Here is a 25,030-nt window from a genome sequence, read left to right as displayed (position 1 = left end):
CAGCGCATGGCGACCGGCACGCCTCCGAAACGCGCGAATTTCCCGGCGCGCCTGCCTGGCGCGGGCTTCACGCCGCCCGCCGCGGGGCCTCGCGCGGCCGTGCGCCCGGGCGGGGCCGCCGTGCTTCGCGCAGCCGTGCCGCCGCTGCCCAGCGGTGCGGGCATGGACTCCCAGGCGGTGCGCGACGCGATGGTCGAGCGCCTGCGCGCGCTCGGCGGCATGGAGCCGGCGGTCCTGGAGTCCATGCTGCGCGTGCCCCGGCACCTGTTCCTGGAACCGGGGCTGGCGGCGCAGGCCTACCTGGACAACGCACTGCCCATCGGCCACGGCCAGACCATCTCCAAGCCCTCTGTGGTGGCGCGCGCGGCCTCTGTGCTGCTGCAGGCGCTGGGCGCGCGCCCGGCCAGGCTGCTGGAGATCGGCACCGGCTGCGGCTATCAGGCGGCCGTGCTGGCCGGCGTGGCCGGTGAGGTCTACAGCATCGAGCGCATCCGCGCGCTGCACGAACTGGCGCGACGCAACCTGCGCGCGCTGCGCCTTCCCAACCTGCGCCTGCTGCTGGGCGACGGCATGCTCGGCGCGCCCGGTGGCGCCCCCTTCGACGCGGTGATCAGCGCCGCCGCCGGCGAGCAGGCCCCGCCCGCCTGGCTGGAACAACTGCGCCCGGGCGGCGTGCTGCTGGCCCCGCTGGGCCAGCCCCAGCGCCTGACCGCCATGCGCAAGCTCGGCGGCGGCAGGGTGGAGAGCTGGAGTGTCGAGGATGCGCGCTTCGTCCCCCTAAAATCAGGCGTCCTGTGAACTCGCGAGACCCTGTAACAGGCTCCTGCCCGCACTCCACCATGCGTCTGCTGCCCGCTGCCATCCTGCTGTTCTGCGCAACCCTGGCCGGCTGTTCCACCGTGGCGCTCAATCCGGCGCCGGTGGTCAGCCGCACCGCCACGCCCGTGGCTTCGGCGGCGCAGCCCGTGCCCGGCGCGTCCGCCGCCTCGGCCCTCGCGAGCGTGCCCCTGCCGCCCGGTTACTACCGCGTGCAGCGCGGCGACACGCTGCGCTCGATCGCGCGCAGCAACGGCCAGAGCTGGCAGCAGCTCGCGGCCATGAACCAGCTGAGCAACCCCAACGTCATCGAGGTCGGCCAGGTGCTGCGCGTGTCGCCATCCGCGCCGCCGCTGGCCGCGGCCAGCGGCGCTGCGGTGGCGGCGCCCGCGGCGGCGCCGTCGGCACCGCAGGTGGTGGCGCTGGCGCCCGCCGGCAGCGCGGCGCAGCCGCCTGCCCGGGCCGCCGCCGCGGCCAGCGGCGCGCGCCGCGAGGCGGCTAGTGCCGCCGCGCCCGCGGCCGCCCGGCCGGCGCCCGCGCCCAGCGGGCCGGCCACGCCGTCGGCGGGCGCGCATGCGGTGGCCGCAGGCCTGAGCTGGTCCTGGCCCGCGCAGGGGCGTATCGCGCAAGGCTACAACGGCGGCACCAGCAAGGGCCTGGACATCGCCGGCAAGGCGGGCGAGCCGGTACGCGCAGCGGCCGCCGGCAAGGTGGTCTACGCCGGCAATGAACTGCGCGGTTTCGGCAACCTGGTGATCGTCAAGCACAACGCCGACTACATCTCCGTGTACGCGCACAACCAGAAGCTGCTGGTGCACGAAGGCGAGGAGGTGCGGCGCGGCCAGACCGTCGCGCTGATGGGCTCGACCGACGCGCCGCGCGTGGAACTGCATTTCGAGGTCCGCCTGCGCGGCAAGCCGATCGACCCGACGCAGGTGCTGCCGCCGCGCTGAGCGGCCCCGTCCCCTCGGCCCCGCTCCCCGCGCCCCTCCATGCCCACACGTCCGCGCAAGGCTTCCGGCTCCGACGCCACGCGGCCCGCGCGCTCCGCCGCTCGCGCCCGGCCCGCGCGCGACGGATCCGCGCCGCAAGAGGACGCGCGCGAAGCGCAGGACGCACCGGACGCTCAGGACGCGCGCGACGGCGTGGACCATGCCCCGGCCACGGCGACGGGCCAGGAGTTCGAGGCCGACACCGACAGCGCCAGCCAGAGCGTGCTGCAGGCCTACCTGAACCGCATCCGCGGCAAGCCCTTGCTGAGCGCCCAGCAGGAATTCGACACCGCGGTGCGCGCGCGCCAGGGCGACTTCGAGGCGCGCCAGGCGATGGTCGAGCACAACCTGCGCCTGGTGGTGTCGATCGCCAAGGGCTACGGCGGGCGCGGGGTCGCGCTGGCCGACCTGATCGAGGAAGGCAACCTCGGCCTGATGCACGCGATCGAGAAATTCGAGCCCGAGCGCGGTTTCCGCTTCTCCACCTACGCCAGCTGGTGGATCCGGCAGAACGTGGAGCGCGCGATCATGCAGCAGGCACGCACCATCCGGCTGCCCGTGCACGTGATCCGCGAGCTCAACCAGGTGCTGCGCGCGCGCCGCCACCTGGAGGACTCCAGCCCCGACGGCAACGCCAACGTGGAGGACATCGCCAGCCTGACCGGGCGCAGCGCCGACGAGGTGTCGGACCTGCTGACCCTGGGCGAACTGCCGGTCTCGCTGGACCTGATCCGCGAGAACGCCGGCGGCGAAAGCTTCGTCGAGCAATTCCCGGACCAGCAGGCGCCGGCGCCGGACGACACCGCGCAGGCGCACGAGCTCGAGCGCCTGCTCGAGGGCTGGCTAGGCACGCTGGGCGATCGAGAGCGCGAGGTCATCGAGGCGCGCTTCGGCCTGCACGGGCGCGAACTCGAGACCCTGGAAAGCCTGGCGCGCCGCCTCGAGCTCACGCGCGAGCGGGTGCGCCAGATCCAGCAGGAAGCGCTGGCCAAGCTCAAGCGCCGCCTGTCCGGCGGTGGCGTCGACAAATCCTCCGTACTTTGAAGGGCAAGCCGATGGCCGCACCGATCGTCGTGTTCGACATCGAGACCATTCCCGACGCGCAGGCCGTGCGCGCGGCCGGCCTGGCCGAGGCCGGGCTGGACGACGCCGCCGCCATCGAACAGGCCCGCCAGCGCCGGCTGGAGGCCACGGGCAGCGACTTCCTGCCCATCGTCTGCCAGCGCGTGGTGGTCATCTCCTGCATCTTCCGCGAGGCCAGCAAGGGCCTGAAGGTGCATTCCTTCGTCGACCGCGGCGGCCAGGAGGCGGCCGTGGTGCAGGGCTTCTTCCGGCTCATCGACCGTCACGAGCCGCAGCTGGTGTCGTGGAACGGCGGCGGCTTCGACCTGCCGGTGCTGCACTACCGCGGCCTGGTGCACGGCGTGCAGGCGCCCAAGTACTGGGACATGGGCGAGGACGACCGCGAGTACAAGTGGAACAACTACATCTCGCGCTACCACAGCCGGCACCTGGACCTGATGGATCTGCTGGCGCTGTACCAGGCGCGCGCGAATGCCGGCATGGACACCCTGGCGCAGCTGTGCGGCCTGCCGGGCAAGCTCGGCATGGACGGTTCGCAGGTCTACGCGGCCTGGCAGCGCGGCGAGCTCGAGGCGATCCGCCGCTACTGCGAGACCGACGTGCTCAACACCTACCTGCTGTATTGCCGCTTCCTGCTCATGCGCGGCGGGCTCGCCCCGCAGGAGCACGCGGACGAAATCGATCTGGTGCGGCGCACCGTGGGTGAATGGGCCGCGGCCGAGCCGCACTGGGCCGAGTACATGCAGGCCTGGGCATGAACCGGCGCAGCAGCCGCCGGGGGGCCGACCCCGCCGCGAAGCGCGCCGCCAGCCCGGCGGCCGCCGAAGCCGAACAGGAGTGGCTGAAGGTCGAATCCCTGGATCTGGAGGCTCGCGGCGTCGCCCATCGCGCGGACGGCAAGGTGGTGTTCATCCACGACGCGCTGCCCGGCGAACACGTGCGGGTGCGGGTGCTGCGCGGCAAGCCCAAGTGGGAACAGGCCGAGGTGCTGCAGCGCCGCGGCGACGCGTCCACGCGCGTGAAGCCGCGCTGCGAGCATTTCGGCACCTGCGGCGGCTGCAGCATGCAGCACATCGAACTGCGCGCGCAACTGGCCTTCAAGCAGCGCACGCTGGAGGACGACCTGCAGCATCTGGCGCAGCTTCGCCCCGAGCTGATGCTGCGCCCGCTGGCCGGGCCCGACTGGGGCTACCGCCGGCGCGCGCGCCTGACGGTGCGCCTGGTGCCCAAGAAGGGCGGGGTGCTGGTGGGTTTCCACGAGCGCGGCTCCAGCTACGTGGCCGACATGCGCTCCTGCCAGGTGCTGCCGCCGCAGGTCTCGGCGCTGCTGCTGCCGCTGCGCGCGCTGGTCGGCTCACTGTCCTGCCCGGACCGGCTGCCCCAGATCGAACTGGCCATGGGCGACGACAGCATCGTGCTCGTGCTGCGCAACCTGGTGCCCCTGGACGAGCAGGACCTGCACCGCCTGCGCGCTTTCGGCGCCGAGCACGGGGTGCAATGGTGGCTGCAGCCGGGTGGTCCGCAGACCGCCGAGCCGCTGGAGCCCGGGCAGGCGCTGCCGTCCTACACGCTGCCCGAGTTCGGCCTTCGCATGCCCTTCCGGCCCACCGATTTCACCCAGGTCAACCACAGCGTCAACCGCGCGCTGGTCTCGCGTGCGCTGCGCCTGCTGCGGCTGGCGCCGGGCGAGCGCGTGGCCGACTGGTTCTGCGGCCTGGGCAATTTCACGCTGCCACTGGCCACGCGCGCCGCCTTCGTGCTCGGGGTCGAGGGCAGCGAATCCCTGCTGGCCCGCGCGATGGACAACGCGCGCGCCAGCGGTCTGGCCGAGCGCCTGGCCTTCCGCGCCGCGAACCTGTTCGAGGCCGATGTCGCTTTCCTGCGGGATTGCGGGGACTTCGACAAATGGCTGGTGGACCCGCCGCGCGAGGGGGCGCTGGCCCTGTGCAAGGCGCTGGTGCGGGCGATGGGACGCGGCGCCGCGGACGAGGCGCTCGCAGGCGCCGAGCATGCACCGGGAGTCGAGCCGCCGGAAGTCGAAGCGCCGGGAGTCGAAGCGTCGGCCATCGAGCCGTCGGGAGGGGAGGCGGCCTTGACCGGCTTCGTGCCGCCGCGCCGCATCGTCTACGTGTCCTGCAACCCGGCCACGCTGGCGCGCGACGCCGGCGTGCTGGTGCACCAGGGTGGCTACGTGCTCAAGGCGGCGGGGGTGGTCAACATGTTCCCCCACACCTCCCACGTGGAGTCGATCGCGGTGTTCGAACGACCAGCCCAAGCCGCCATCTACCGGACTCGATCATCCAGCGGGTAGCGCTGGCGGGAGTGCAACACGCCCAGCACGTCGACGCGTTCGCCGACCTTGTCGACAACGATGTAGTTCGGATGGGCTATGAGCTCGCGCGTTCCCGCGATCCGGCCGGGCCTGTACAGGTAGGGATGATCGCCCGTTGTGGCCACCGCGCTCACGATGCAGTCACGCAGCCGGCGCGCGCCTGCTGCGACCATAACGGCGCCAGCCCAACAAAAAGCCCGGCCGAGGCCGGGCTTGACGGGGGCGGGGACTGTCCCCGCGGATCGTGCCGGAATCAGCGCCGGCTGCCGCCGCCGCCGCCGAAGATGCTCAGCAGCGCCAGCAGGTTCACGAACACGTTGTACAGGTCGAGGTAGATCGCCAGCGTGGCCGAGATGTAGTTGGTCTCGCCGCCGTCGAGCACACGCCGCACGTCGATCAGCATGAAGGCCGAGAAGATGCCCACCGCGGCCACCGAGAAGGCGATCATCAGCGCGGGCATCTGCAGCCAGATGTTGGCGATGCCGGCGATCATCAGCATGATCACGCCGACGAACAGGAACTTGGCCAGGCCGCTGAGATCGCGCTTGACCACCGTGGCCAGCGAGGCCATCGCCGCGAAGATGATCGCGGTGCCGCCGAAGGCCATGCTGATCAGCTGCACGCCGTTGGCCAGGCCCAGCACCACGCTGAGCATCTGCGACAGCATCAGCCCCATGAAGAAGGTGAAGCCCAACAGGAAGGCCACGCCCAGGCCGGACTCGCGGTTGCGCTGCACCGCGAACATCAGCCCGAAGGCTCCGGCCAGGAACAGGATCATGCCCATTCCGGGGTTCAGGAGCATCCACTGGCCCAGGCCCGTGGCCAGGCCGGCCCAGGCGCCCGCCACCGTGGGCACCAGGGAGATCGCCAGCAGCGTATAGGTGTTGCGCAGCACGCGGTTGCGCTCGACGGCGTAGCCCCCCGAGGCATACGACGGGATTTGCGGTTGGAAGCGATCGTTCATCTAGGTTCTCCCGATACGAGATGTGGCGGCGGACGCAAGACCGCCCACGGCGCCAATTCGGACCCAGTGTAGGGCCTATGCCTGAAATGGGGCTGAAGTGCCGGAATCAAACCCCCCGCAGCATGGGAATCCGGGCGGAATCCGTGCGTGTTGCGCTGCCGCATGCGAGGCGAAGGGGCCGAAAAAATGTACAATACCAAGGTTTGCGTGCGGCCTGCGCGGCCGGCGCCCAACCCATAACGCCGCAGCCGAGGCGCCCTTCGCCGAACCGCTCCCGCCCTGCCAGCCTGGCGTCCCAGCACGCCCGAGCCGGCACGCGCCGCACGGTCAGCGAGCAGCCCCACGGCGCGGTGCTCGAGCGGAGAGAACATCCATGCTGCCGTTGCAAGCGAAGGCGATCCTGGCCCTGGCCGACGGGTCGGTCTTCGAGGGGGTGTCGATCGGTGCCGCCGGGGAGAGCGCCGGGGAGGTGGTGTTCAACACCGCCATCACCGGCTACCAGGAAATCCTGACCGACCCCAGCTACAGCCACCAGATCGTCACGCTGACCTATCCGCACATCGGAAACGTCGGAGCCAACCCGGAGGATGCCGAATCCACGCGAATCCACGCCGCCGGGCTGGTGATCCGCGACCTTCCCCTGCTGGACTCCAACTTCCGCCGCGCCGAGGGCCTGGCGCAGTACCTGCAGCGCCACGGCACCGTGGCCATCGCCGACATCGACACGCGCCGCCTGACCCGGCTGCTGCGCACCCATGGCGCCCAGAATGGCTGCATCGTCGCGCTGCCGGCCGGCGAGGCGGTGAGCGCGGAACTGCGCGAGCGCGCGGTGGCTCGGGCACGGGCCACGCCGAGCCTGGCCGGCATGGATCTGGCCAAGGTGGTCAGCACCGCCGAGGCCTACGCCTGGACCGGCTCGGCCTGGGCGCTGGGCCGCGGCTACGTGCAGCGCCAGGCCGACGGGCCGCACGTGGTGGTCTACGACTTCGGCGTGAAGCACAACATCCTGCGCCTGCTCGCCGAGCGCGGCTGCCGCGTCAGCGTGGTGCCGGCGCAGACCGCCGCGGCCGAAGTGCTGGCCCTGCGTCCCGACGGCGTGCTGCTGTCCAACGGGCCGGGCGATCCGGAACCTTGCGACTACGCCATCGCCGCGGCGCGCGAACTGATGCAGTGCGGCGTGCCCGTGTTCGGCATCTGCCTGGGGCACCAGATCCTGGCGCTGGCCGCGGGTGCGCGGACCTTCAAGATGAAATTCGGCCACCACGGCGCCAACCATCCGGTGCGCGACCTGGACACCGGCCGGGTCAGCATCACCAGCCAGAACCACGGCTTCGCGGTGGACCCGGACAGCCTGCCGGCGAACCTGCGCGCCACCCACGTGTCGCTGTTCGACGGCACGCTGCAGGGCTTCGCCTACACCGACCGCCCGGCCATGGGCTTCCAGGGCCACCCCGAGGCCAGCCCCGGGCCGCACGACATCGGCGAGCTCTTCGACCGCTTCGCGGCCATGATGCAGCGCGCCAGCGCCGCCTGAGAGGCCCCGGCATGCATCCTTTCGGCATCACCGACCTCCCGCTGTACGTGCTCGGCGTGGTGTTCATCGTGCTGCTGCCGGGTCCGAACTCGCTGTACGTGCTGGGGCTGGCGGCGCAGCGCGGCGTGCGCGCCGGCTACCTCGGCGCTCTCGGCATCTTCCTCGGCGACAGCGTGCTGATGGTGCTGGCGGCGGCCGGGCTGGCCAGCCTGCTGGCGACGGTGGCCTGGCTGTTCATGCTGGTGAAGTTCGCCGGCGCCGCGTACCTGGCGTGGATCGGCCTGGGCATGCTGCGGGCCGGACTGCGCAACTGGCGCCGCGCCGAGGCCGCGGCGGTGCACCCAGCGAAGGTGGATGCCTCGCATCCGCTGGGCAAGGCGCTGCTGATCAGCCTGCTCAACCCGAAGGCCATCCTGTTTTTCATCTCCTTTTTCATCCAGTTCGTGCAGCCGGGCTACGCCCACCCGGCGCTGTCCTTCCTGATCCTGGGCGCGATCGTGCAGTTCTTCAGCCTGCTGTACCTGTCCACGCTGATCTTCGCCGGCTCGCGCCTGGCCGACGCGTTCCGCCGCAGGCGCCGCGTCGCGGCCGGGCTGACCGGCGCGCTGGGCGGCGCCTTCATGGCCTTCAGCGTGCGCCTGGCCACCGCCTCGCCGCATTGAGCGCCGCGACCGCCCGAGCCCGCACGAACCCCGCCAACACCTGAACTCCGAAGTCCCATGCCCAAGCGCACAGACATCCAAACCATCCTGATCATCGGCGCCGGCCCGATCGTCATCGGCCAGGCCTGCGAATTCGACTATTCCGGGGCGCAGGCCTGCAAGGCCCTGCGCGAAGAGGGCTACCGCGTGGTGCTGGTCAACAGCAATCCGGCGACCATCATGACCGACCCGGAGACGGCCGACGTCACCTACATCGAGCCGATCACCTGGCAGGTGCTCGAGCGCATCATCGAGCGCGAGCGCCCGGACGCGGTGCTGCCGACCATGGGCGGGCAGACGGCGCTGAACTGCGCGCTGGACCTGCACCGCAACGGCGTGCTGGCCAAATACGGCTGCGAACTCATCGGCGCGCGCCCGCAGGCCATCGAGAAGGCCGAGGACCGCAAATTGTTCAAGCAGGCGATGACCTCCATCGGCCTGGAGTCGGCCCGCTCCGGCGTGGCGCACTCGATGGAGGAAGCCTGGGCGGTGCAGAAGACCATCGGTTTCCCGACCATCATCCGCCCCAGCTTCACGCTCGGCGGCACCGGCGGCGGCATCGCCTACAACCCCGAGGAGTTCGAGACGATCTGCAAGCGCGGCCTGGAGGCCTCGCCGACCAGCGAGCTGCTGATCGAGGAGTCCCTGATCGGCTGGAAGGAATTCGAGATGGAGGTGGTGCGGGACCGCGCCGACAACTGCATCATCGTGTGCTCCATCGAGAACCTGGATCCGATGGGGGTGCACACCGGGGACTCCATCACCGTCGCGCCGGCGCAGACCCTGACGGACAAGGAATACCAGATCATGCGCGACGCCAGCATCGCGGTGCTGCGCGAGATCGGCGTCGACACGGGCGGCTCCAACGTGCAGTTCGCGATCAACCCGCGCGACGGGCGCATGATCGTGATCGAGATGAACCCGCGGGTGTCGCGTTCGTCGGCGCTGGCCTCCAAGGCCACGGGCTTTCCCATCGCCAAGGTGGCGGCCAAGCTGGCCGTGGGCTACACGCTGGACGAGCTGCGCAACGAGATCACCGGCGGCGCCACGCCGGCCTCCTTCGAGCCCACCATCGACTACGTGGTCACCAAGGTGCCGCGTTTCGCCTTCGAGAAGTTCCCGCAGGCCGACTCGCGCCTGACCACGCAGATGAAGTCCGTGGGCGAGGTCATGGCCATCGGGCGCAGTTTCCAGGAAAGCTTCCAGAAGGCGCTGCGCGGCCTGGAAGTCGGCGTGGACGGCCTGGACCAGAAGACCACCGACCGCGAGACCCTCGAGCGCGAGCTGGGCGAACCCGGTCCCGAACGCATCTGGTACCTGGGCGACGCCTTCGCGCAGGGCTTCTCGCTGGAGGACGTGCACCAGCTCACGCGCATCGACCCGTGGTTCCTGGCGCAGATCAAGGACATCGTCGACGTGGAGCTGCAGCTCGAGCACAAGCGCCTGGAGGACCTGGACGCCGCCACGCTGCGCTGGCTCAAGCGCAAGGGCTTTTCCGACCGGCGCATGGCCTACCTCATGCACAGCACCGAGTCGGCCGTGCGCAAGCGCCGCCACGAGCTGAAGGTGCGCCCGGTGTACAAGCGCGTGGACACCTGTGCCGCCGAGTTCGGCACGCAGACCGCCTACCTGTACTCCACCTACGAGGACGAGTGCGAGGCCGAGCCGACCACGCGCAAGAAGATCATGGTGCTGGGCGGCGGGCCCAACCGCATCGGCCAGGGTATCGAGTTCGACTACTGCTGCGTGCACGCCGCGCTGGCCATGCGCGAGGACGGCTACGAGACCATCATGGTCAACTGCAACCCGGAGACCGTGTCGACCGACTACGATACCTCCGACCGCCTGTACTTCGAGCCCCTGACCCTCGAGGACGTGCTGGAGATCGTCGCCAAGGAACAGCCCGCCGGCGTGATCGTGCAATACGGCGGCCAGACGCCGCTGAAGCTGGCGCTGGCCCTGGGCGATGCCGGGGTGCCGATCATCGGCACCAGCCCCGACATGATCGACGCCGCCGAGGACCGCGAGCGTTTCCAGCAGCTGATCCAGAAGCTGGGCCTGCTGCAGCCGCCCAACCGCACGGCCCGTTCCGAGGGCGAGGCGATCGCGCGCGCCGAGGAGATCGGCTACCCGCTGGTGGTGCGGCCCAGCTACGTGCTGGGCGGGCGTGCGATGGAGATCGTGCACGAGCAGCGCGACCTGGAGCGCTACATGCGCGAGGCCGTGAAGGTGTCCAACGACTCGCCGGTGCTGCTCGACCGCTTCCTGAACGACGCCATCGAATGCGACGTGGATGCCGTGTGCGACGGCGAACAGGTGTTCGTGGCCGGGGTCATGGAGCACATCGAGCAGGCGGGCGTGCACTCGGGCGACTCGGCCTGCTCGCTGCCGCCGTACTCGCTGAAGGCGCAGACCGTGGCCGAGCTCAAGCGCCAGACCGTGGCCATGGCCCACGGGCTGAAGGTGGTGGGCCTGATGAACGTGCAGTTCGCCATCCAGCAGGACGGCGAGGAGGACCGCATCTTCGTGCTGGAGGTCAACCCGCGCGCCTCGCGCACCGTGCCCTTCGTGTCCAAGGCCACCGGGCTGCAGCTGGCGAAGATCGCGGCGCGCTGCATGGTCGGGCGCAGCCTGCGCGACCAGCGCGTGCCCGAGCAGGTGGTGCCCGGCTACTTCAGCGTGAAGGAGGCCGTGTTCCCCTTCGTCAAGTTCCCCGGGGTGGACCCGATCCTCGGCCCGGAGATGAAGTCCACCGGCGAGGTCATGGGCGTGGGCCGCAGCTTCGGCGAGGCCTACGTGAAAAGCCAGATCGGCGCCGGCACCCGCCTGCCGGAGCCGGGCTCGGGCAAGGTGTTTCTGTCGGTGAAGAACAGCGACAAGCCGCGCATGGTCGAGGTGGCGCGCGAACTCGCGGCCATGGGCTTCGCGCTCAGCGCCACGCGCGGCACCGCGCAGGCGCTGAGCCAGGCCGGGCTGCAGGTGGAGGTGGTGAACAAGGTCACCGAGGGCCGCCCCAACGTGGTCGACATGATGAAGAACGGCGAGATCGCGCTGGTGGTCAACACGGTCGAGGAGCGCCGCAACGCGATCGTCGATTCGCGCGCCATCCGCACCAGCGCGCTGGCCGCGCGCGTGGCCACCTTCACCACCATCGCCGGCGCCGAGGCGGCCGTCGAAGGCATGAAGTGCCTGCGCAGCCTGGAGGTCTACCCCCTGCAGGCTTTACACCAGAGCCTGGCTTTGGCACACTGAAAGTTTGGCCGGACGCGAAAGCTTCCGGCACTTTTCTTTTTTGTTTCGTTTGTCCAGAGGATTCTTCGTTCCCATGCCTACCCCCATGACCCGCCGCGGCGCGGAAAAACTGCGCGCCGAGTTGCAGCGTCTGAAGACGGTCGAGCGCCACGCGGTGATCCAGGCCATCGCCGAGGCCCGCGCGCAGGGCGACCTGTCGGAGAACGCTGAATACGAGGCGGCCAAGGACCGCCAGGGCTTCATCGAGGGACGCATCGCCGAAATCGAGGGCAAGTTGTCTTCGGCGCAGGTCATCGACCCGTCCGCGCTCGACGCCGACGGGCGCGTGGTGTTCGGCGCCACCGTGGAACTGTGCGACGAGGACAGCGGCGACGAGGTCTCCTACCAGATCGTCGGCGACGACGAGGCCGACCTGAAGCAGGGCATGATCTCGGTGAGTTCGCCCATCGCGCGCGCGCTGATCGGCAAGGAGGAAGGCGACCTGGTGAAGGTGCTGGCGCCGGCCGGGACGCGCAGCTACAGCATCGTCAAGGTCTTCTACGCCTGAATCTCCCACGCACCCAGCCCGGAGCGCATCCGCCATGGCCCCTCTACGCAGACTCCGCCTGCAGATCCTGCTCGTGGGGCTGTGGCTGGGCGGCCTCGCCGCCGTGGGCCTGATCGGCGCGCCCACCGCCTTCGCGCTGGTGGAGCCCAGGATGAGCGCGGCCGCGGTGGCCAGCCGCATGTTCTACCTGATGGCGCTGGCCGGCGTGATCCTCGGCGCCGTGCTGCTGGTGGTCGAGCGCCAGCGCAGCTCGGGCATGGGCACGCCGCTGCTGCTGGTCATGGGCGGGCTGTTCTTCGACGTGCTGGGCGAATTCGTGGTCGTGCCCAACCTGCTGACGGCGGCCGCGGCCGGGGCGCCGGCGGCCGCCGGCTGGCACGTGGCGGCAAGCACCGTGTACCTCGCGCAGGCGCTGTGCGTGCTGGCCTATGCCTGGCTGCTGCCCTCGCAGCTCGGGCGCGACCTGCCGCGCCCGAGTGCCTGAACTCAGCCCAGGCGCACCTTTTTCACACTGGAGCGTCGCGGCTTGGCGCGCTTGACCTTTCCCGTCGGCGTGACGCGCTGGTTGCCCAGCACGGTCAGGCGCTTGACCTTCGGCCGGTGGGTGGGGCTGCTCGAGGGCACGACCACCTTGACCCTGCGCGGAGCGGCTCCGCGGCCGACACGCTCGGCGGCCTCGGGCTCCTTCGGCGGCAGGGGCCTGAACAGCACCAGCATGCGCCCGATGCTCTGCACCGGCGCGGCGCCCAGGCGCTCGCAGATGGCCTCGAGCATGCGCGCGCGTTCGTCGCGGTCGTCGCCGGCCACGCGGACCTTGATCAGGTCGTGGGCATTCAGCGCACGGTCGATCTCGGCCAGCACGGCCTCGCTCAGTCCGGCGTCGCCGATCAGCACGCTGGGCTTGAGGGGATGGGCCAGTGCGCGCATCGCGCTGCGCTCGGCCGGGGTCAGTAGTAGGGCGCTCATGGGTGCATTATCCGTCTTCCCGCCGCGGCACTCCGCGCGCGGCCTGCAAAATTCCGCGGCAAGCGCATGAAGAAGAACCGATTCAGCAAGAAATGGCTCAACGAGCACCTGCACGATCCCTTCGTGAAACGGGCGCAGAAGGACAACTACCGCTCGCGCGCCGTCTACAAGCTGCAGGAGATCGACGAGGACCACCGGCTGGTGCGCCCGGGGCAGCTGATCGTCGAACTCGGCAGCGCTCCCGGGGCCTGGTCGCAGTACCTGGCGCGCCGCCTGGGCAGCGACGCCGCGGGCGCGCTGAAGGGGCGCGTGGTTGCGCTGGACCTGCTGCCCATGGAGCCGGTGGAGGGGGTGGAGTTCGTCCAGGGGGACTTCCGCGAAGCCGAGATGCTGCGGCGCATCGAGGAGATGCTGGCCGGCCGGCGCGTCGACCTGGTGCTGTCGGACATGGCGCCGAACCTCTCGGGCATCGCCTCGGCGGACGCCGCGCGCGTGGAGCACCTGGCCGACCTGGCGCTGGAGTTCGCCGGCAACTGGCTGGCCGAGGACGGCTCGCTGCTGATCAAGACCTTCCACAGCGGCTACTTCAGCCAGATCGTCGCGCGCTACAAGCAGCGCTTTCAAAGCGTCAAGACCCTCAAGCCCAAGGCCTCGCGCGAGCGCTCGGCCGAGGTGTTCGTGCTGGCCATGCACCCCAAGCCCGGCGCGAACTGAAAATCGAAGCTATCATGAGATATGAATTGATAGAAAACAGGCATAAACCAAGGACCGGTATTTGACCTTGCGGCTTTCAAGGGAATTACCGGATTTGCGAAGGACCCGCGCGTCGACTGAGCAGAATCAGGGCGCGGGGGCTTGATTCGCCTAGAATCGGCAACACATTGAAGGGAATGGCGCGCAGCGTCCGTCCCTGCGGGGCTTGAGGAGTCTGTCTTGAACAACCAATGGTTTTCCAAGGTCGCAATCTGGCTGGTCATCGGCCTGGTGCTGTTCACCGTGTTCAAGCAGTTCGACCGCAGCGCGCCGGCCGACACGGTGAGCTACACCCAGTTCATGCACGAGGCCAAGCAGGGCCGCGTGAAAAAGGTGGTCGTGCACCAGAGCGGCACGCTGGACGTGACCACCACCGACGGCAGCCACTATTCGCTGAGCTCCCCCGGCGACCTGTGGATGACCGGCGACCTGATGAAGGACGGCGTGCAGGTGGTCGGTGCCCCGCGTGAGGAACAGTCGTTCCTGATGCAGATCCTGATTTCCTGGTTCCCGATGCTCCTGCTCATCGGCGTGTGGGTGTACTTCATGCGCCAGATGCAAGGCGGCGGACGCGGCGGGGCCTTCAGCTTCGGCAAATCCAAGGCGCGCCTGCTCGACGAGTCCAGCAACACCGTCACCTTCGCCGACGTCGCCGGCTGCGACGAGGCCAAGGAAGAGGTGAAGGAACTGGTCGATTTCCTGCGCGATCCGCAGAAATTCCAGAAGCTCGGCGGGCGCATCCCGCGCGGCGTGCTGCTGGTCGGGCCTCCCGGAACCGGCAAGACCCTGCTGGCCAAGAGCGTGGCCGGCGAGGCCAAGGTGCCTTTCTTCTCGATTTCCGGTTCGGACTTCGTCGAGATGTTCGTCGGCGTCGGCGCGTCGCGGGTTCGCGACATGTTCGAGACGGCCAAGAAGCACGCTCCCTGCATCATCTTCATCGACGAGATCGACGCGGTCGGGCGCCATCGCGGCGCCGGCCTGGGCGGCGGCAACGACGAGCGCGAGCAGACCCTCAACCAGATGCTGGTGGAGATGGACGGCTTCGACACCAACCTGGGCGTGATCGTCATCTCCGCCACCAACCGCCCCGACATCCTCGACCCCGCGCTGCTGCGCCCGGGCCGCTTCGACCGCCAGGTCTACGTGCAGCTGCCCGACATCCGCGGGCGCGAGCAGATCCTGGTCGTGCACATGCGCAAGGCCCCGGTGGGCCCGGACGTGCGCGCCGACATCCTGGCGCGCGGCACCCCGGGCTTCTCGGGCGCCGACCTGGCCAACCTGGTCAACGAGGCGGCCCTGTTCGCCGCGCGGCGCAACGCCCGGCTGGTGGAGATGGAGGACTTCGAGCGCGCCAAGGACAAGATCATGATGGGCGCGGAGCGCCGCTCCATGGTCATGCCCGAGGACGAGCGCCGCAACACCGCCTACCACGAGGCCGGCCACGCGCTGGTGGCGCGCCTGATGCCGCAGACCGACCCGGTGCACAAGGTCACGATCATCCCGCGCGGCCGCGCGCTGGGCCTGACCATGCAGCTGCCCGAGATCGACCGCTACAGCATGGGGCGCGACCGCATCCTCAGCATGATCTCCGTGCTGTTCGGCGGGCGCATCGCCGAGGAAGTGTTCATGAACCAGATGACCACCGGCGCCTCCAATGACTTCGAGCGTGCCACGCAGCTGGCGCGCGACATGGTCACGCGCTACGGCATGTCCGACTCGCTGGGGCCGATGGTCTACGCCGAGAACGAGGGCGAGGTGTTCGTCGGGCGCTCGATCACCAAGACCACGCACGTGTCGGAACAGACCATGCAGAAGGTCGACGCGGAGATCCGCCGCATCATCGACGAGCAGTACGCGCTGGCGCGCAAGCTCATCGAGGACAACCAGGACAAGATGCACGCGATGGCGCAGGCACTGCTGGAGTGGGAGACCATCGACTCCGAGCAGATCGAGGACATCATGTCCGGGCGCCCGCCGCGTCCGCCGCGCCCGCCGGGAACGCTGCCGACCAACCAGCCGCCGAACGCCGGGCGCAGCAGCGGCGGCCTGCCCAGCGACGCGCCCACCGCCAGTCCGGTCTGAGCCGGGCCCCGTCCGCCTTGGCCGAGCCGGCGTCGAAACCCGACGCGCCCGGCCTGCCCCCCGCGAGGGTGTGGCAGGCCGGGCGCTTCGCATTGGAGCTGCGGCGCACGCTGCTGATGGGCATCGTCAATCTCACGCCCGATTCCTTCTCCGACGGCGGGCAGCACGCCGCGCCCGCGGCCGCGCTGGCGCATGCGCGGCGCCTGCTCGACGAGGGCGCGGACCTGCTGGACCTGGGCGCCGAGTCCACCCGGCCGGGTGCCGTGCCGGTGGGCGACGAGGAGGAATGGCGCCGCCTGGAGCCGGTGCTGCGCGAACTGGTGAGCTGGAAGGTTCCGCTGTCGGTGGACACCTACCATCCTCGCACCATGCGCGCGGCGCTGGAGATGGGGGCCGACGTGGTCAACGACGTGTGGGCGCTGCGCCGGCCGGGCGCGCTGGAGGCCGTGGCCGCCAGCCCCGCCGCCGGCGCCTGCCTGATGCACATGCAGGGCGAGCCCTCGACTATGCAGCAGGCGCCGCACTACGACGACGTGGCGGCCGAGGTGACAGGCTTCCTGGGTCAGCGCGTGCAGGCGCTGCGCCAGGCCGGCGTGGCGCTCGAGCGCCTGTGCGTCGACCCGGGTTTCGGCTTCGGCAAGACACGCGAGCACAATCTGCAGCTTGCGCGCCGCCTGGGCCAGCTTCGCGGCCTGGGCTGCGCACTGCTGGTGGGGGTGTCGCGCAAGTCCATGCTGGCCGCCACGTCGGGCCAGGCGCCGCGCGAGCGCGTGGCCGCCAGCCTGGGCGCTGCGCTGGCCTGCGTGGCCGCCGGCGCGCAGGTTCTGCGCGTGCACGACGTGGCCGCCACGCGCGACGCCGTACGGACCTTCGAGGCGATGCGCGCCTGAGCCATCGGGCGCGCATCGCGCATGCATCGCAAGCCACCAAACCAGGGGAGCGGAGATCTTGGGCAGCAGGAAATATTTCGGCACCGACGGGGTGCGCGGGCGCGTGGGCACGGCGCCGATCGTTCCGGAATTCGGCCTGCGTCTGGGCCAGGCGGCCGGACGCGTGCTGCGCGCGCAGGGCGCGCGGCGACCCACGGTGCTGATCGGCAAGGACACGCGGGTGTCGGGCTACATGCTGGAGGCGGCGCTGGAGTGCGGTTTCGCCGCCGCCGGCTGCGACGTCGTGCTGGTGGGCCCGCTGCCCACGCCCGGGGTGGCCTACCTGACCCGCGCGCTGCGCCTGGACCTGGGCGTCGTGGTCAGCGCCTCCCACAACCCCTACGCGGACAACGGCATCAAGTTCTTCTCGGCCGGCGGCAGCAAGCTGCCCGACAGCTGGGAGCTGCAGGTCGAGGCCGAACTGCCGCGTGCCGAGGGCTGCGTGCCCTCCGAGCAACTGGGCAAGGCGCGTCGCCTGGACGACGCAGCCGGGCGCTACATCGAGTTCTGCAAGAGCACCTTTCCCAACGACCGCACCCTCAAGGGCCTGCGCCTGGTGGTCGACTGCGCGCACGGCGCGGCCTACCACATCGCCCCCTCGGTGTTCCACGAGCTGGGCGCCGAAGTCGTGGCCATCGGCGCGCAGCCCGACGGCTTCAACATCAACCAGGGCGTGGGCGCCACGGCGCCGCAGGCGCTGATCGCGGCGGTGCGCGAGCAGCGCGCCGACTACGGCATCGCGCTGGACGGCGACGCCGACCGGCTGCAGCTGGTGGACGCCAGCGGGCGCCTGTTCAACGGCGACGAGCTGCTGTACCTGCTGGCCATGGACCGCCGTCCCCCGGGCGTGGTCGGCACGCTGATGACCAACCTCGCGGTGGAGCAGGCGCTGGCCGCGCAGGGCATGGAATTCGTGCGCGCCGCGGTGGGCGACCGCTACGTGCTGGAGGAATTGCTGGCGCGCGACTGGAAGCTCGGCGGCGAGGGCTCCGGGCACATGCTGCTGCTGGACCGCCACACCACCGGCGACGGCATCGTGGCGGCGTTGCAGATGCTCGAGCTGGTGGTGCGCACGGGGCGCTCGCTGGCCGAGCAACTGGCCAGCCTGCAACTGCTGCCGCAGACGCTGCTGAACGTGCGCATGCGCGACGGCCTGGACTGGCGCGGCCACGCCGGGTTCGCGAAGGCGCGCGAGGAGGCCGAGCGACGCCTCGACGGCCAGGGCCGTCTGTTGATCCGCCCCAGCGGTACCGAGCCGGTGTTGCGCATCATGGTCGAGCATGCACGCCGCGAGTTCGGTGAAACCCTCGCCCGGGGACTGGCGGACGTGCTGCAGGGAGCCTGATCCCGGTCTTGGAGGGCGGGCGGCGTTGTCATATGATCGTCATATTGGGTTCCTAGGATGGCCATCGCAGTGAGAAAACCATCGCCTGAACAGGAGAACTATCCATGAATACTCGTCGTACCTTCACCAAACTCGCGCTGGCCGGCGCCGTCTCCGGCATCTTCGGTCTGGGCCTGGCGGGCAACGCCCTGGCCTCGGTCAATCTCACGGGTGCCGGCAGCACCTGGGTCTATCCCTTGGTCGTGAAGTGGTCGGCTGCCTACGCCAAGGAAACCGGCAACAAGGTCAACTACCAGGGTATCGGCTCGGGTGGCGGCATCGCCCAGATCAAGGCCGGGACGGTTGCGTTCGGCGCCAGCGACATGCCGCTCAAGCCGGACGAGCTGTCCGCGAGCCATCTGATCCAGTTCCCGACGGCGATTGCCGGCGAGGACATGGTGATGAACCTGCCGGGTATCAAGCCGGGTGAACTGATCCTCAGCGGCCCGGTGGTCGCCGACATCTACCTGGGCAAGATCAAGAAGTGGAACGATCCTGCGATCGCCAAGCTCAATCCGGGCGTGAAGCTGCCGGACATGGACATCACCGTCGTGCACCGTTCGGATGGTTCGGGCACCACCTTCACGTTCGCGGACTACCTGTCGAAGGTCAGCCCGGAGTGGAAGCAGAAGATCGGGGCGAATACCTCGCTGAACTGGCCGGTGGGAGTGGGCGGCAAGGGTAACGAAGGCGTCGCGGCCTACGTGCAGCGCATCAAGGGCTCGATCGGCTACGTCGAGTATGCCTACATCCTCGAGAACAAGCTGACGTACTCGCGCATGATCAACCAGGCCGGCAAGGTGGTTTCGCCCAGCCTGGAAGGCTTCCAGAACGCCGCCGCGCACGTCGACTTCACGAAGGCGAAGGATTTCTACGTGATCCTGACCGACCAGCCGGGCGACGGCACGTGGCCGATCTCGGGCTGCACCTGGCAGATCCTGAGCACCAAGGCGCCGAAGGAAACCAACGCCGAAGTCACCAAGTTCTTCCTGTGGGGCTTCGACCACGGCCAGTCGATGGCCAAGGACATTGCGTTCGGCCCGCTGCCCCCGAGCACGGTCGACGCGATCAAGGCGTACTGGAAGAAGAACCTGGGCCTGTGAGCCCATGCTGAAAGGCTGAAATGAACGGTTCCGAGGCTCTCGCCGCCGAAGCATCGGCGGCGGATATCCCGGGACAGGCGAAGTCCGCCAGGAAGGCTCCGTCCGTCCTGGCGGATTTTCTGTTCCGCAAGACGACCGGAGTCGTCGCCTTCCTCGTCGCGATCTCGCTCGTGGCGATCATGATCTCGCTGGTGGGGGAGGGCTCGAAGGCGCTGCATACCTTCGGCTGGCGGTTCCTGGTCACCAGCACCTGGGACCCGGTCAACAACCAGTTCGGGGCGCTGGTCTTCATCGGCGGCACGTTGATCAGTTCGGCCATCGCGATGGTCATCGCGGTGCCGGTGAGCTTCGGCATCGCCTTGTTCATTTCGGAACTTTCGCCCAATTGGCTGCGCGGCCCCGTTTCCGCCGCGATCGAACTGCTGGCGGCCATTCCCAGCATCATCTACGGCATGTGGGGCCTGCTCGTCTTCGCGCCATGGTTCGCGGCATTCGAGCCGTGGATCAACGATCATCTGGGCGCCATTCCGGGTCTCGGCCTGCTGTTTCAGGGCCCGCCCATGGGCATCGGCATGCTGGCCGCGGGCATCGTGCTGGCGATCATGATCATCCCGTTCATTTCGTCGATCATGCGCGACGTGTTCATGGTGACCCCGCCGGCCCTCAAGGAATCGGCGTACGCCCTGGGTGCGACCACCTGGGAGGTGGCGCGGTATGTCGTGCTGCCATTCACGCGGACTGCCGTGACGGGCGGAATTTTTCTCGGACTGGGCCGGGCGTTGGGCGAGACCATGGCCGTGACCTTCATCATCGGCAATGCGAACCGGCTGCAGGCCAGCTTGCTGATGCCGGGCAGTTCGATCGCCTCGGTCATCGCCAACGAGTTCACCGAGGCGACCAGCGACCTGTACCGTTCCTCGCTGCTGGCGCTGGGCCTGATCCTGTTCGTGATCACCTTCATCGTGCTCGTGCTGGCCAAGCTGTTGTTGATGCGGCTGGAGTCGGCAGCGCAGGGGGCCCGATCATGAACACGCTGCTGTACAGGCGTCGTCGCCTGACCAACTGGATCAACATGTCGATCGCGGTGCTGATGACCGTGTTCGGCATCTTCTGGGTGGTCTGGATCCTGTGGACCACGCTGCGCTATGGCTTGCCGGCCATGAACTGGGCACTGTTCACGCAGGACACGCCGGCGCCGGGAGCCGACGGCGGCGGCTTGCGCAACGCCTTCGTCGGCAGTTTGCTGTTGCTGGGCATGGCCGTGCTCATCGGCACGCCCGTGGGCGTGCTCGCGGGGACGTGGCTCGGCGAGTTCGCCGTCAAGCACCGCCTGGGTGCGATCGTGCGCTTTCTCAACGACATCCTGCTGAGTGCGCCGTCGATCGTCATCGGTTTGTTCGCCTATGCCATCGTCGTCGATCCGATGGGGCATTTCTCGGCGTTTTCCGGCGGCATCGCGCTGACCTTGATTCTCATCCCGGTGGTCGTGCGCACCACCGACGAGATGCTCCGGCTGGTTCCCGGCTCGCTGCGCGAAGCGGCGATCGCGCTGGGCACCCCCTACTGGAAGGTGATCACGCACATCACCTGGCGGGCGGCTTCCACCGGCATCCTCACCGGAATCATTCTCGGTGTCGCGCGCATCAGTGGCGAGACCGCGCCGCTGCTGTTCACGGCGCTGAACAATCAGTACTTCAGTCTCGACGTCAACCATGCCATGGCCAACCTGCCCGTGGTCATCTTCAACTTCGCGATGAGCCCCTACGCGAACTGGCAGCAGATGGCCTGGGCCGGAGCGTTCGTCGCCATGGTCTTCATTCTGCTGCTGAGCGCCGGCTCGCGTTGGCTGCTGCGCCGGCGCGGGGAAAAGAGCTGAGCGCGCGCCCACCGAACGAACTTCGATGAACATGTCCATGAGTGCTGCGCTGCCTGTCGCCGAAGCCGGCGAGGCCAAGACCGTCGAGCACCGCACCAAGATCGAGGTGCGGGATCTCAATTTCTACTACGGCAAGTTTCGCGCCATCCAGAGCGTCAACCTCGATATCCCCGAGAACCAGGTCACGGCGTTCATCGGGCCGTCGGGCTGCGGCAAGTCGACCCTTCTGCGCACGTTCAACCGCATGCACGAGCTCTATCCGGAGCAGCGCGCGGAAGGTCGGATCGTGATCGATGGCGAGAACATCCTGGGCACGAAGACGGACGTCTCGCTGATCCGCGCGAAGATCGGCATGGTGTTCCAGAAGCCCACGCCCTTTCCGATGTCGATCTACGAGAACATCGCCTTCGGGGTGCGCCTGTATGAGCGGATGAGTCGCGCCGACATGGATGAGCGCGTGGAGGCGAGCCTCACGCGCGCCGGCCTTTGGGCCGAGGTCAAGGACAAGCTCAAGCAGAGCGGAATGAGCCTGTCGGGCGGGCAGCAGCAGCGGCTGTGCATCGCGCGAGGGATCGCGATCAAGCCCGAGGTGCTGCTGCTCGACGAACCGACCTCCGCGCTGGATCCGATCTCCACCGGCAAGATCGAGGAATTGGTCACCGAGCTCAAGAGCGACTACACGGTGGCCATCGTCACCCACAACATGCAGCAGGCCGCGCGCGTGTCGGACTACACGGCCTACATGTACCTGGGTCAGCTCATCGAGTTCGGCGACACCAACCAGATCTTCCTCAAGCCGCGCAAGCAGGAAACGGAAGACTACATCACCGGCCGTTTCGGCTGACGGCACGCCAGGAGAAACAGCCATGGACAAGCACCTTTCCACCCAGTTCGACGCCGAGATCAGCGCCATCACCACCCGCGTGCTGGAGATGGGCGGCCTGGTCGAGTCGCAGATCGCGCAGGCGGTCTACGCGGTGCGCCACTTCGACGCCGAGGCCGCGCGCGGGGTGATGCTCACCGAGAAGCGGGTGAACCAGCTCGAGGTGGAGATCGACGCCGACGTGGCGCAGATCATCGCCAAGCGCCAGCCCACCGCGCGTGACCTGCGCCTGATGCTGGCGATCTCCAAGACCATCACCAACCTGGAGCGCGTCGGCGACGAGGCCGACCGTATCGCGCGCATGGCGCGCGACCTGATCGAGGCCGGGGCGAACCTGAGCATCTCCTTCAACGAGATCATTCGCGAGTCCGACCTCGCGGTGGCGCAGATCCGCAAGGCGCTGGACGCCTTCGCGCGCCTGGACGAGCGCGCCGCGGTGGACATCGTCACCGCCGACAGCGCCATCGACGCCGAGTTCGATTCCTTCATGCGCAAGCTCATCACCTACGTGATGGAAGACCCCCGCAACATCTCGGCCAGCCTGGACATGGTGTTCATCGCCAAGGCCATCGAGCGCATCGGCGACCACGCCAAGAACATCGCCGAGTTCGTCATCTACGTGGTGCGCGGCACCGACGTACGCCACAACAAGGAAGCCTTCAACGAGGTGGCGGGAACCCTGTGAACCCCTGCGCGCGCGCCGCGGGAGGGAAGCGCGAGCCCGAGACCGATCCATGCCCAGCAACATCCTGATAGTCGAAGACGAACCCGCGATCGCCGAATTGCTCGCGGTGAACCTGCGCCACGCGGGGCACTGCCCCATCGTGGCGGGGAGCGCCGAGGAGGCCCTGCGTCTGATCCGCGACGTATTGCCGGACGTGATGCTGGTGGACTGGATGCTCCCGGGCATGTCCGGCGTCGCGCTGCTGCGCGAGTTGCGCCAGGGGGCGCGCACCCGCGGCATCCCGATGATCCTGCTCACCGCGCGCAGCGAGGAAACCGACACCATCGCCGGGCTCGACGCGGGCGCCGACGACTACATCACCAAGCCCTTTTCGCCCAAGGAACTGCTGGCGCGCATCCGCGCCGTGCTGCGCCGGCGCTCGCCCCAGCTCACCGACGAGCCGGTGCGCGCGGGCGCGCTGGCCGTCGACCCGGGCACGCGGCGCGTCACCTACACCGCGCCCGACGGCGCGGAGAAGGAACTGCGCCTGGGTCCCACCGAGTTCAAGCTGCTGCACTTCATGATGACCCATCCGGAGCGCGTGCACAGCCGCGGCGCGCTGCTCGACAAGGTCTGGGGCGACCACGTGTTCATCGAGGAGCGCACCGTGGACGTGCACATCAAGCGCCTGCGCGAGGCGCTGGCCCCGGCGAACTGCTCGGAGCTGGTCGAGACGGTGCGCGGAGCCGGCTACCGGTTCACGCAGCGCCAGGGCGCCACCGCCGCCGGCTGAGCCGCCTTTCCCGCCCATGCGTTCCGTGATCATCCGCCTGGCCGCCATCGGGGCCGTGATGGCGCTGGCCGGCGCGCTGGTGGCGCACTGGCTGGACGAGGCCGCCGGCCTGGCGCTGGCGTGCGCGATCGCGCTCGGGGTCGTCGCCTTCGACACCCTGGCCCGTGCCCGACTGCTCAGCTGGCTGCGCTTCCCGCAGCGCGACAGCATTCCGGCCTCGGTCGGCGCCTGGGGCGAGGTGTTCTACCGCAGCGCGCGCCAGCTGCGCCTGTGGCAAAGCCGGGTGCAGCGCGAGGAGAACAAGCTCGCGCGCTTCATCGAGGCGCTGCAGGCCTCGCCCAACGGGGTGATGCTGATCGACGAGCACGGGCAGATCGACTGGTGCAACGCCACCGCGGCCGGGCATTTCGGGCTGGACCCGCGGCGCGACATGCGCCAGCACGCGGTGCACCTGATCCGCAACCCCGAGTTCGTCGGCTACCTGGCGGGGCGCCAGTTCGCCGAACCCTTGCTGATGCGCCGCAACGGCAGCCACGGCACCCTGCTGCTGAGCGTGCAGGTAATTCCCTACGGCGACGGCGACCGCCTGCTGCTGTCGCGCGACGTCACGCAGATCGAACGCACCGAGGCGATGCGCCGCGACTTCGTGGCCAATGTCTCCCACGAGATCAAGACGCCCCTGACGGTGATCGCGGGTTTCGTCGAGACCCTGCGCAGCCTGGACTTCTCCGCCGAGGAGCGCGAGCGCGTGCTGGTGCTGATGCAGCAGCAGAGCGACCGCATGCGCCATCTGGTGGAGGACCTGCTGACCCTGGCCCACCTGGAAGGCGACCCGCACCAACCCGCCGAGGAACTGCTGGACATGCCCAACATGGTGGCGCGCCTGGCCGCCGACGCACGCGCGCTGTCGGGCGGGCGCCACCGCATCGAGGCCGAGGCCGACCTGAGCAAGCTGCGCGGCGCCGGCGGCGAGCTCTCCAGCGCCTTCGGCAACCTGGTGAGCAATGCCGTGCGCTACACCCCCGAAGGCGGGCTGATCCAGATCCGCTGGCGCGTGCTGGACAGCGGCCTGGGCGAAGCGGGAGGCGAGTTCAGCGTCAGCGACGACGGCATCGGCATCGCGGTCGAGCACATCCCGCGTCTGACCGAGCGCTTCTACCGCGTCGACCGCGGGCGCTCGCGCGAATCGGGGGGCACCGGACTGGGGCTGGCCATCGTCAAGCACGCGCTGCTGCGCCACCAGGCGGAGCTGCGCATTGCCAGCCAGCTGGGCGATGGCAGCACCTTCAGTGCCCGCTTCCCCTCGCAGCGCGTGGTGGTCGCGCAGCCCGCGGCGCCGCAGGTGCCGGCCCTCGAGCCCGGCGCCTGAGCCCGCC

The 25,030-nt window shown here is 69.3% G+C and carries 24 protein-coding genes; 21 read left to right on the top strand and 3 right to left on the bottom strand.

Features of this window, described 5'->3' with window-relative positions; all coding sequences use genetic code 11:
- The first annotated feature begins 6 nt into the window (after positions 1–6).
- The 5 genes from D466_RS0102600 to rlmD are packed head-to-tail and all read left to right on the top strand — an operon-like array spanning position 7 to position 5,202.
- Positions 7–798, top strand: a complete 792-nt coding sequence (locus D466_RS0102600; protein WP_018912139.1) for a protein-L-isoaspartate(D-aspartate) O-methyltransferase — start codon at positions 7–9, stop codon at positions 796–798.
- A 41-nt stretch (positions 799–839) separates the two neighbouring features.
- Positions 840–1,769, top strand: a complete 930-nt coding sequence (locus D466_RS0102595) for a peptidoglycan DD-metalloendopeptidase family protein (RefSeq protein WP_018912138.1) — start codon at positions 840–842, stop codon at positions 1,767–1,769.
- Positions 1,770–1,808: 39 nt separating this feature from the next.
- A complete protein-coding gene (rpoS, locus tag D466_RS0102590; RefSeq protein WP_018912137.1) occupies positions 1,809–2,852 on the top strand; it encodes an RNA polymerase sigma factor RpoS in 1,044 nt (347 codons plus the stop codon).
- An 11-nt stretch (positions 2,853–2,863) separates the two neighbouring features.
- Positions 2,864–3,649 (top strand): 3'-5' exonuclease, encoded by a 786-nt coding sequence (locus tag D466_RS0102585; protein WP_018912136.1) that lies wholly within the window; start codon positions 2,864–2,866, stop codon positions 3,647–3,649.
- Entirely contained in the window at positions 3,646–5,202 is a 1,557-nt protein-coding gene (rlmD, locus tag D466_RS0102580; RefSeq protein ID WP_018912135.1) for a 23S rRNA (uracil(1939)-C(5))-methyltransferase RlmD, read from the top strand. The genes D466_RS0102585 and rlmD overlap by 4 nt, the downstream gene beginning before the upstream one ends.
- Here rlmD and D466_RS0102575 read toward each other — a convergent pair.
- On the bottom strand, positions 5,175–5,396 hold the full coding sequence (locus tag D466_RS0102575) for a type II toxin-antitoxin system RelE/ParE family toxin (RefSeq protein WP_026284809.1): 222 nt from the start codon (positions 5,394–5,396) through the stop codon (positions 5,175–5,177). The genes rlmD and D466_RS0102575 overlap by 28 nt on opposite strands.
- An 80-nt stretch (positions 5,397–5,476) precedes the next feature.
- Positions 5,477–6,187, bottom strand: coding sequence for a Bax inhibitor-1/YccA family protein (locus tag D466_RS0102570; protein ID WP_018912134.1), 711 nt, complete (start codon positions 6,185–6,187; stop codon positions 5,477–5,479).
- 373 nt (positions 6,188–6,560) lie between these two features.
- Here D466_RS0102570 and carA point away from each other — a divergent pair, with 373 nt between their 5' ends.
- The 5 genes from carA to D466_RS0102545 all read left to right on the top strand — a co-directional run bounded on the left by carA (position 6,561) and on the right by D466_RS0102545 (position 12,705).
- Positions 6,561–7,721: a glutamine-hydrolyzing carbamoyl-phosphate synthase small subunit gene (gene carA / locus D466_RS0102565; RefSeq protein ID WP_018912133.1), complete on the top strand. Its 1,161-nt coding sequence runs from the start codon at positions 6,561–6,563 to the stop codon at positions 7,719–7,721.
- A gap of 11 nt (positions 7,722–7,732) precedes the next feature.
- The gene (leuE, locus tag D466_RS0102560) at positions 7,733–8,383 is read left to right on the top strand and encodes a leucine efflux protein LeuE (protein ID WP_018912132.1); all 651 of its coding nucleotides are present in this window, start codon (positions 7,733–7,735) and stop codon (positions 8,381–8,383) included.
- Between the two features lie 57 nt (positions 8,384–8,440).
- Entirely contained in the window at positions 8,441–11,674 is a 3,234-nt protein-coding gene (gene carB / locus D466_RS0102555; protein ID WP_018912131.1) for a carbamoyl-phosphate synthase large subunit, read from the top strand.
- A gap of 73 nt (positions 11,675–11,747) precedes the next feature.
- A complete protein-coding gene (greA, locus tag D466_RS0102550; protein ID WP_026284808.1) occupies positions 11,748–12,221 on the top strand; it encodes a transcription elongation factor GreA in 474 nt (157 codons plus the stop codon).
- A 34-nt stretch (positions 12,222–12,255) separates the two neighbouring features.
- Positions 12,256–12,705 (top strand): DUF4149 domain-containing protein, encoded by a 450-nt coding sequence (locus D466_RS0102545; RefSeq protein ID WP_018912129.1) that lies wholly within the window; start codon positions 12,256–12,258, stop codon positions 12,703–12,705.
- 2 nt (positions 12,706–12,707) lie between these two features.
- Here D466_RS0102545 and yhbY read toward each other — a convergent pair whose 3' ends face one another.
- The gene (gene yhbY / locus D466_RS0102540; protein WP_018912128.1) at positions 12,708–13,187 is read right to left on the bottom strand and encodes a ribosome assembly RNA-binding protein YhbY; all 480 of its coding nucleotides are present in this window, start codon (positions 13,185–13,187) and stop codon (positions 12,708–12,710) included.
- A 66-nt stretch (positions 13,188–13,253) separates the two neighbouring features.
- Between yhbY and D466_RS0102535 the strand changes: the two genes are divergently transcribed.
- From D466_RS0102535 to phoR, 11 genes are all read left to right on the top strand, one after another.
- Positions 13,254–13,901 carry an RlmE family RNA methyltransferase gene (locus tag D466_RS0102535; RefSeq protein ID WP_018912127.1) on the top strand — a complete coding sequence of 216 codons (648 nt, stop codon included), beginning with the start codon at positions 13,254–13,256 and terminating at the stop codon, positions 13,899–13,901.
- A gap of 219 nt (positions 13,902–14,120) precedes the next feature.
- Positions 14,121–16,022: an ATP-dependent zinc metalloprotease FtsH gene (gene ftsH / locus D466_RS0102530; protein ID WP_018912126.1), complete on the top strand. Its 1,902-nt coding sequence runs from the start codon at positions 14,121–14,123 to the stop codon at positions 16,020–16,022.
- Positions 16,023–16,138: 116 nt separating this feature from the next.
- Entirely contained in the window at positions 16,139–16,912 is a 774-nt protein-coding gene (folP, locus tag D466_RS0102525) for a dihydropteroate synthase (RefSeq protein ID WP_051083670.1), read from the top strand.
- A 58-nt stretch (positions 16,913–16,970) separates the two neighbouring features.
- Complete coding sequence (gene glmM / locus D466_RS0102520) at positions 16,971–18,296, top strand: phosphoglucosamine mutase (RefSeq protein ID WP_018912124.1); 1,326 nt, start codon at positions 16,971–16,973, stop codon at positions 18,294–18,296.
- A gap of 104 nt (positions 18,297–18,400) precedes the next feature.
- Complete coding sequence (pstS, locus tag D466_RS0102515) at positions 18,401–19,438, top strand: phosphate ABC transporter substrate-binding protein PstS (RefSeq protein ID WP_018912123.1); 1,038 nt, start codon at positions 18,401–18,403, stop codon at positions 19,436–19,438.
- Positions 19,439–19,458: 20 nt separating this feature from the next.
- Complete coding sequence (pstC, locus tag D466_RS0102510; RefSeq protein WP_018912122.1) at positions 19,459–20,466, top strand: phosphate ABC transporter permease subunit PstC; 1,008 nt, start codon at positions 19,459–19,461, stop codon at positions 20,464–20,466.
- On the top strand, positions 20,463–21,314 hold the full coding sequence (pstA, locus tag D466_RS0102505; protein WP_018912121.1) for a phosphate ABC transporter permease PstA: 852 nt from the start codon (positions 20,463–20,465) through the stop codon (positions 21,312–21,314). The genes pstC and pstA overlap by 4 nt, the downstream gene beginning before the upstream one ends.
- 37 nt (positions 21,315–21,351) lie before the next feature.
- The gene (gene pstB / locus D466_RS0102500) at positions 21,352–22,158 is read left to right on the top strand and encodes a phosphate ABC transporter ATP-binding protein PstB (protein WP_051083669.1); all 807 of its coding nucleotides are present in this window, start codon (positions 21,352–21,354) and stop codon (positions 22,156–22,158) included.
- Between the two features lie 22 nt (positions 22,159–22,180).
- Positions 22,181–22,882 (top strand): phosphate signaling complex protein PhoU, encoded by a 702-nt coding sequence (phoU, locus tag D466_RS0102495; RefSeq protein ID WP_018912119.1) that lies wholly within the window; start codon positions 22,181–22,183, stop codon positions 22,880–22,882.
- Between the two features lie 49 nt (positions 22,883–22,931).
- Complete coding sequence (phoB, locus tag D466_RS0102490; protein WP_018912118.1) at positions 22,932–23,654, top strand: phosphate regulon transcriptional regulator PhoB; 723 nt, start codon at positions 22,932–22,934, stop codon at positions 23,652–23,654.
- A gap of 16 nt (positions 23,655–23,670) precedes the next feature.
- Positions 23,671–25,023 (top strand): phosphate regulon sensor histidine kinase PhoR, encoded by a 1,353-nt coding sequence (gene phoR, locus D466_RS0102485; protein WP_018912117.1) that lies wholly within the window; start codon positions 23,671–23,673, stop codon positions 25,021–25,023.
- Positions 25,024–25,030 lie beyond the last annotated feature (7 nt).

The sequence above is a fragment of the Thiomonas sp. FB-6 genome, from assembly GCF_000377645.1.
In the GTDB taxonomy this organism is placed as follows: domain Bacteria; phylum Pseudomonadota; class Gammaproteobacteria; order Burkholderiales; family Burkholderiaceae_C; genus Thiomonas_A.
The sequence above is the reverse complement of the archived record's forward strand: the minus strand, read 5'-3'. Positions and strand labels throughout refer to the sequence as shown.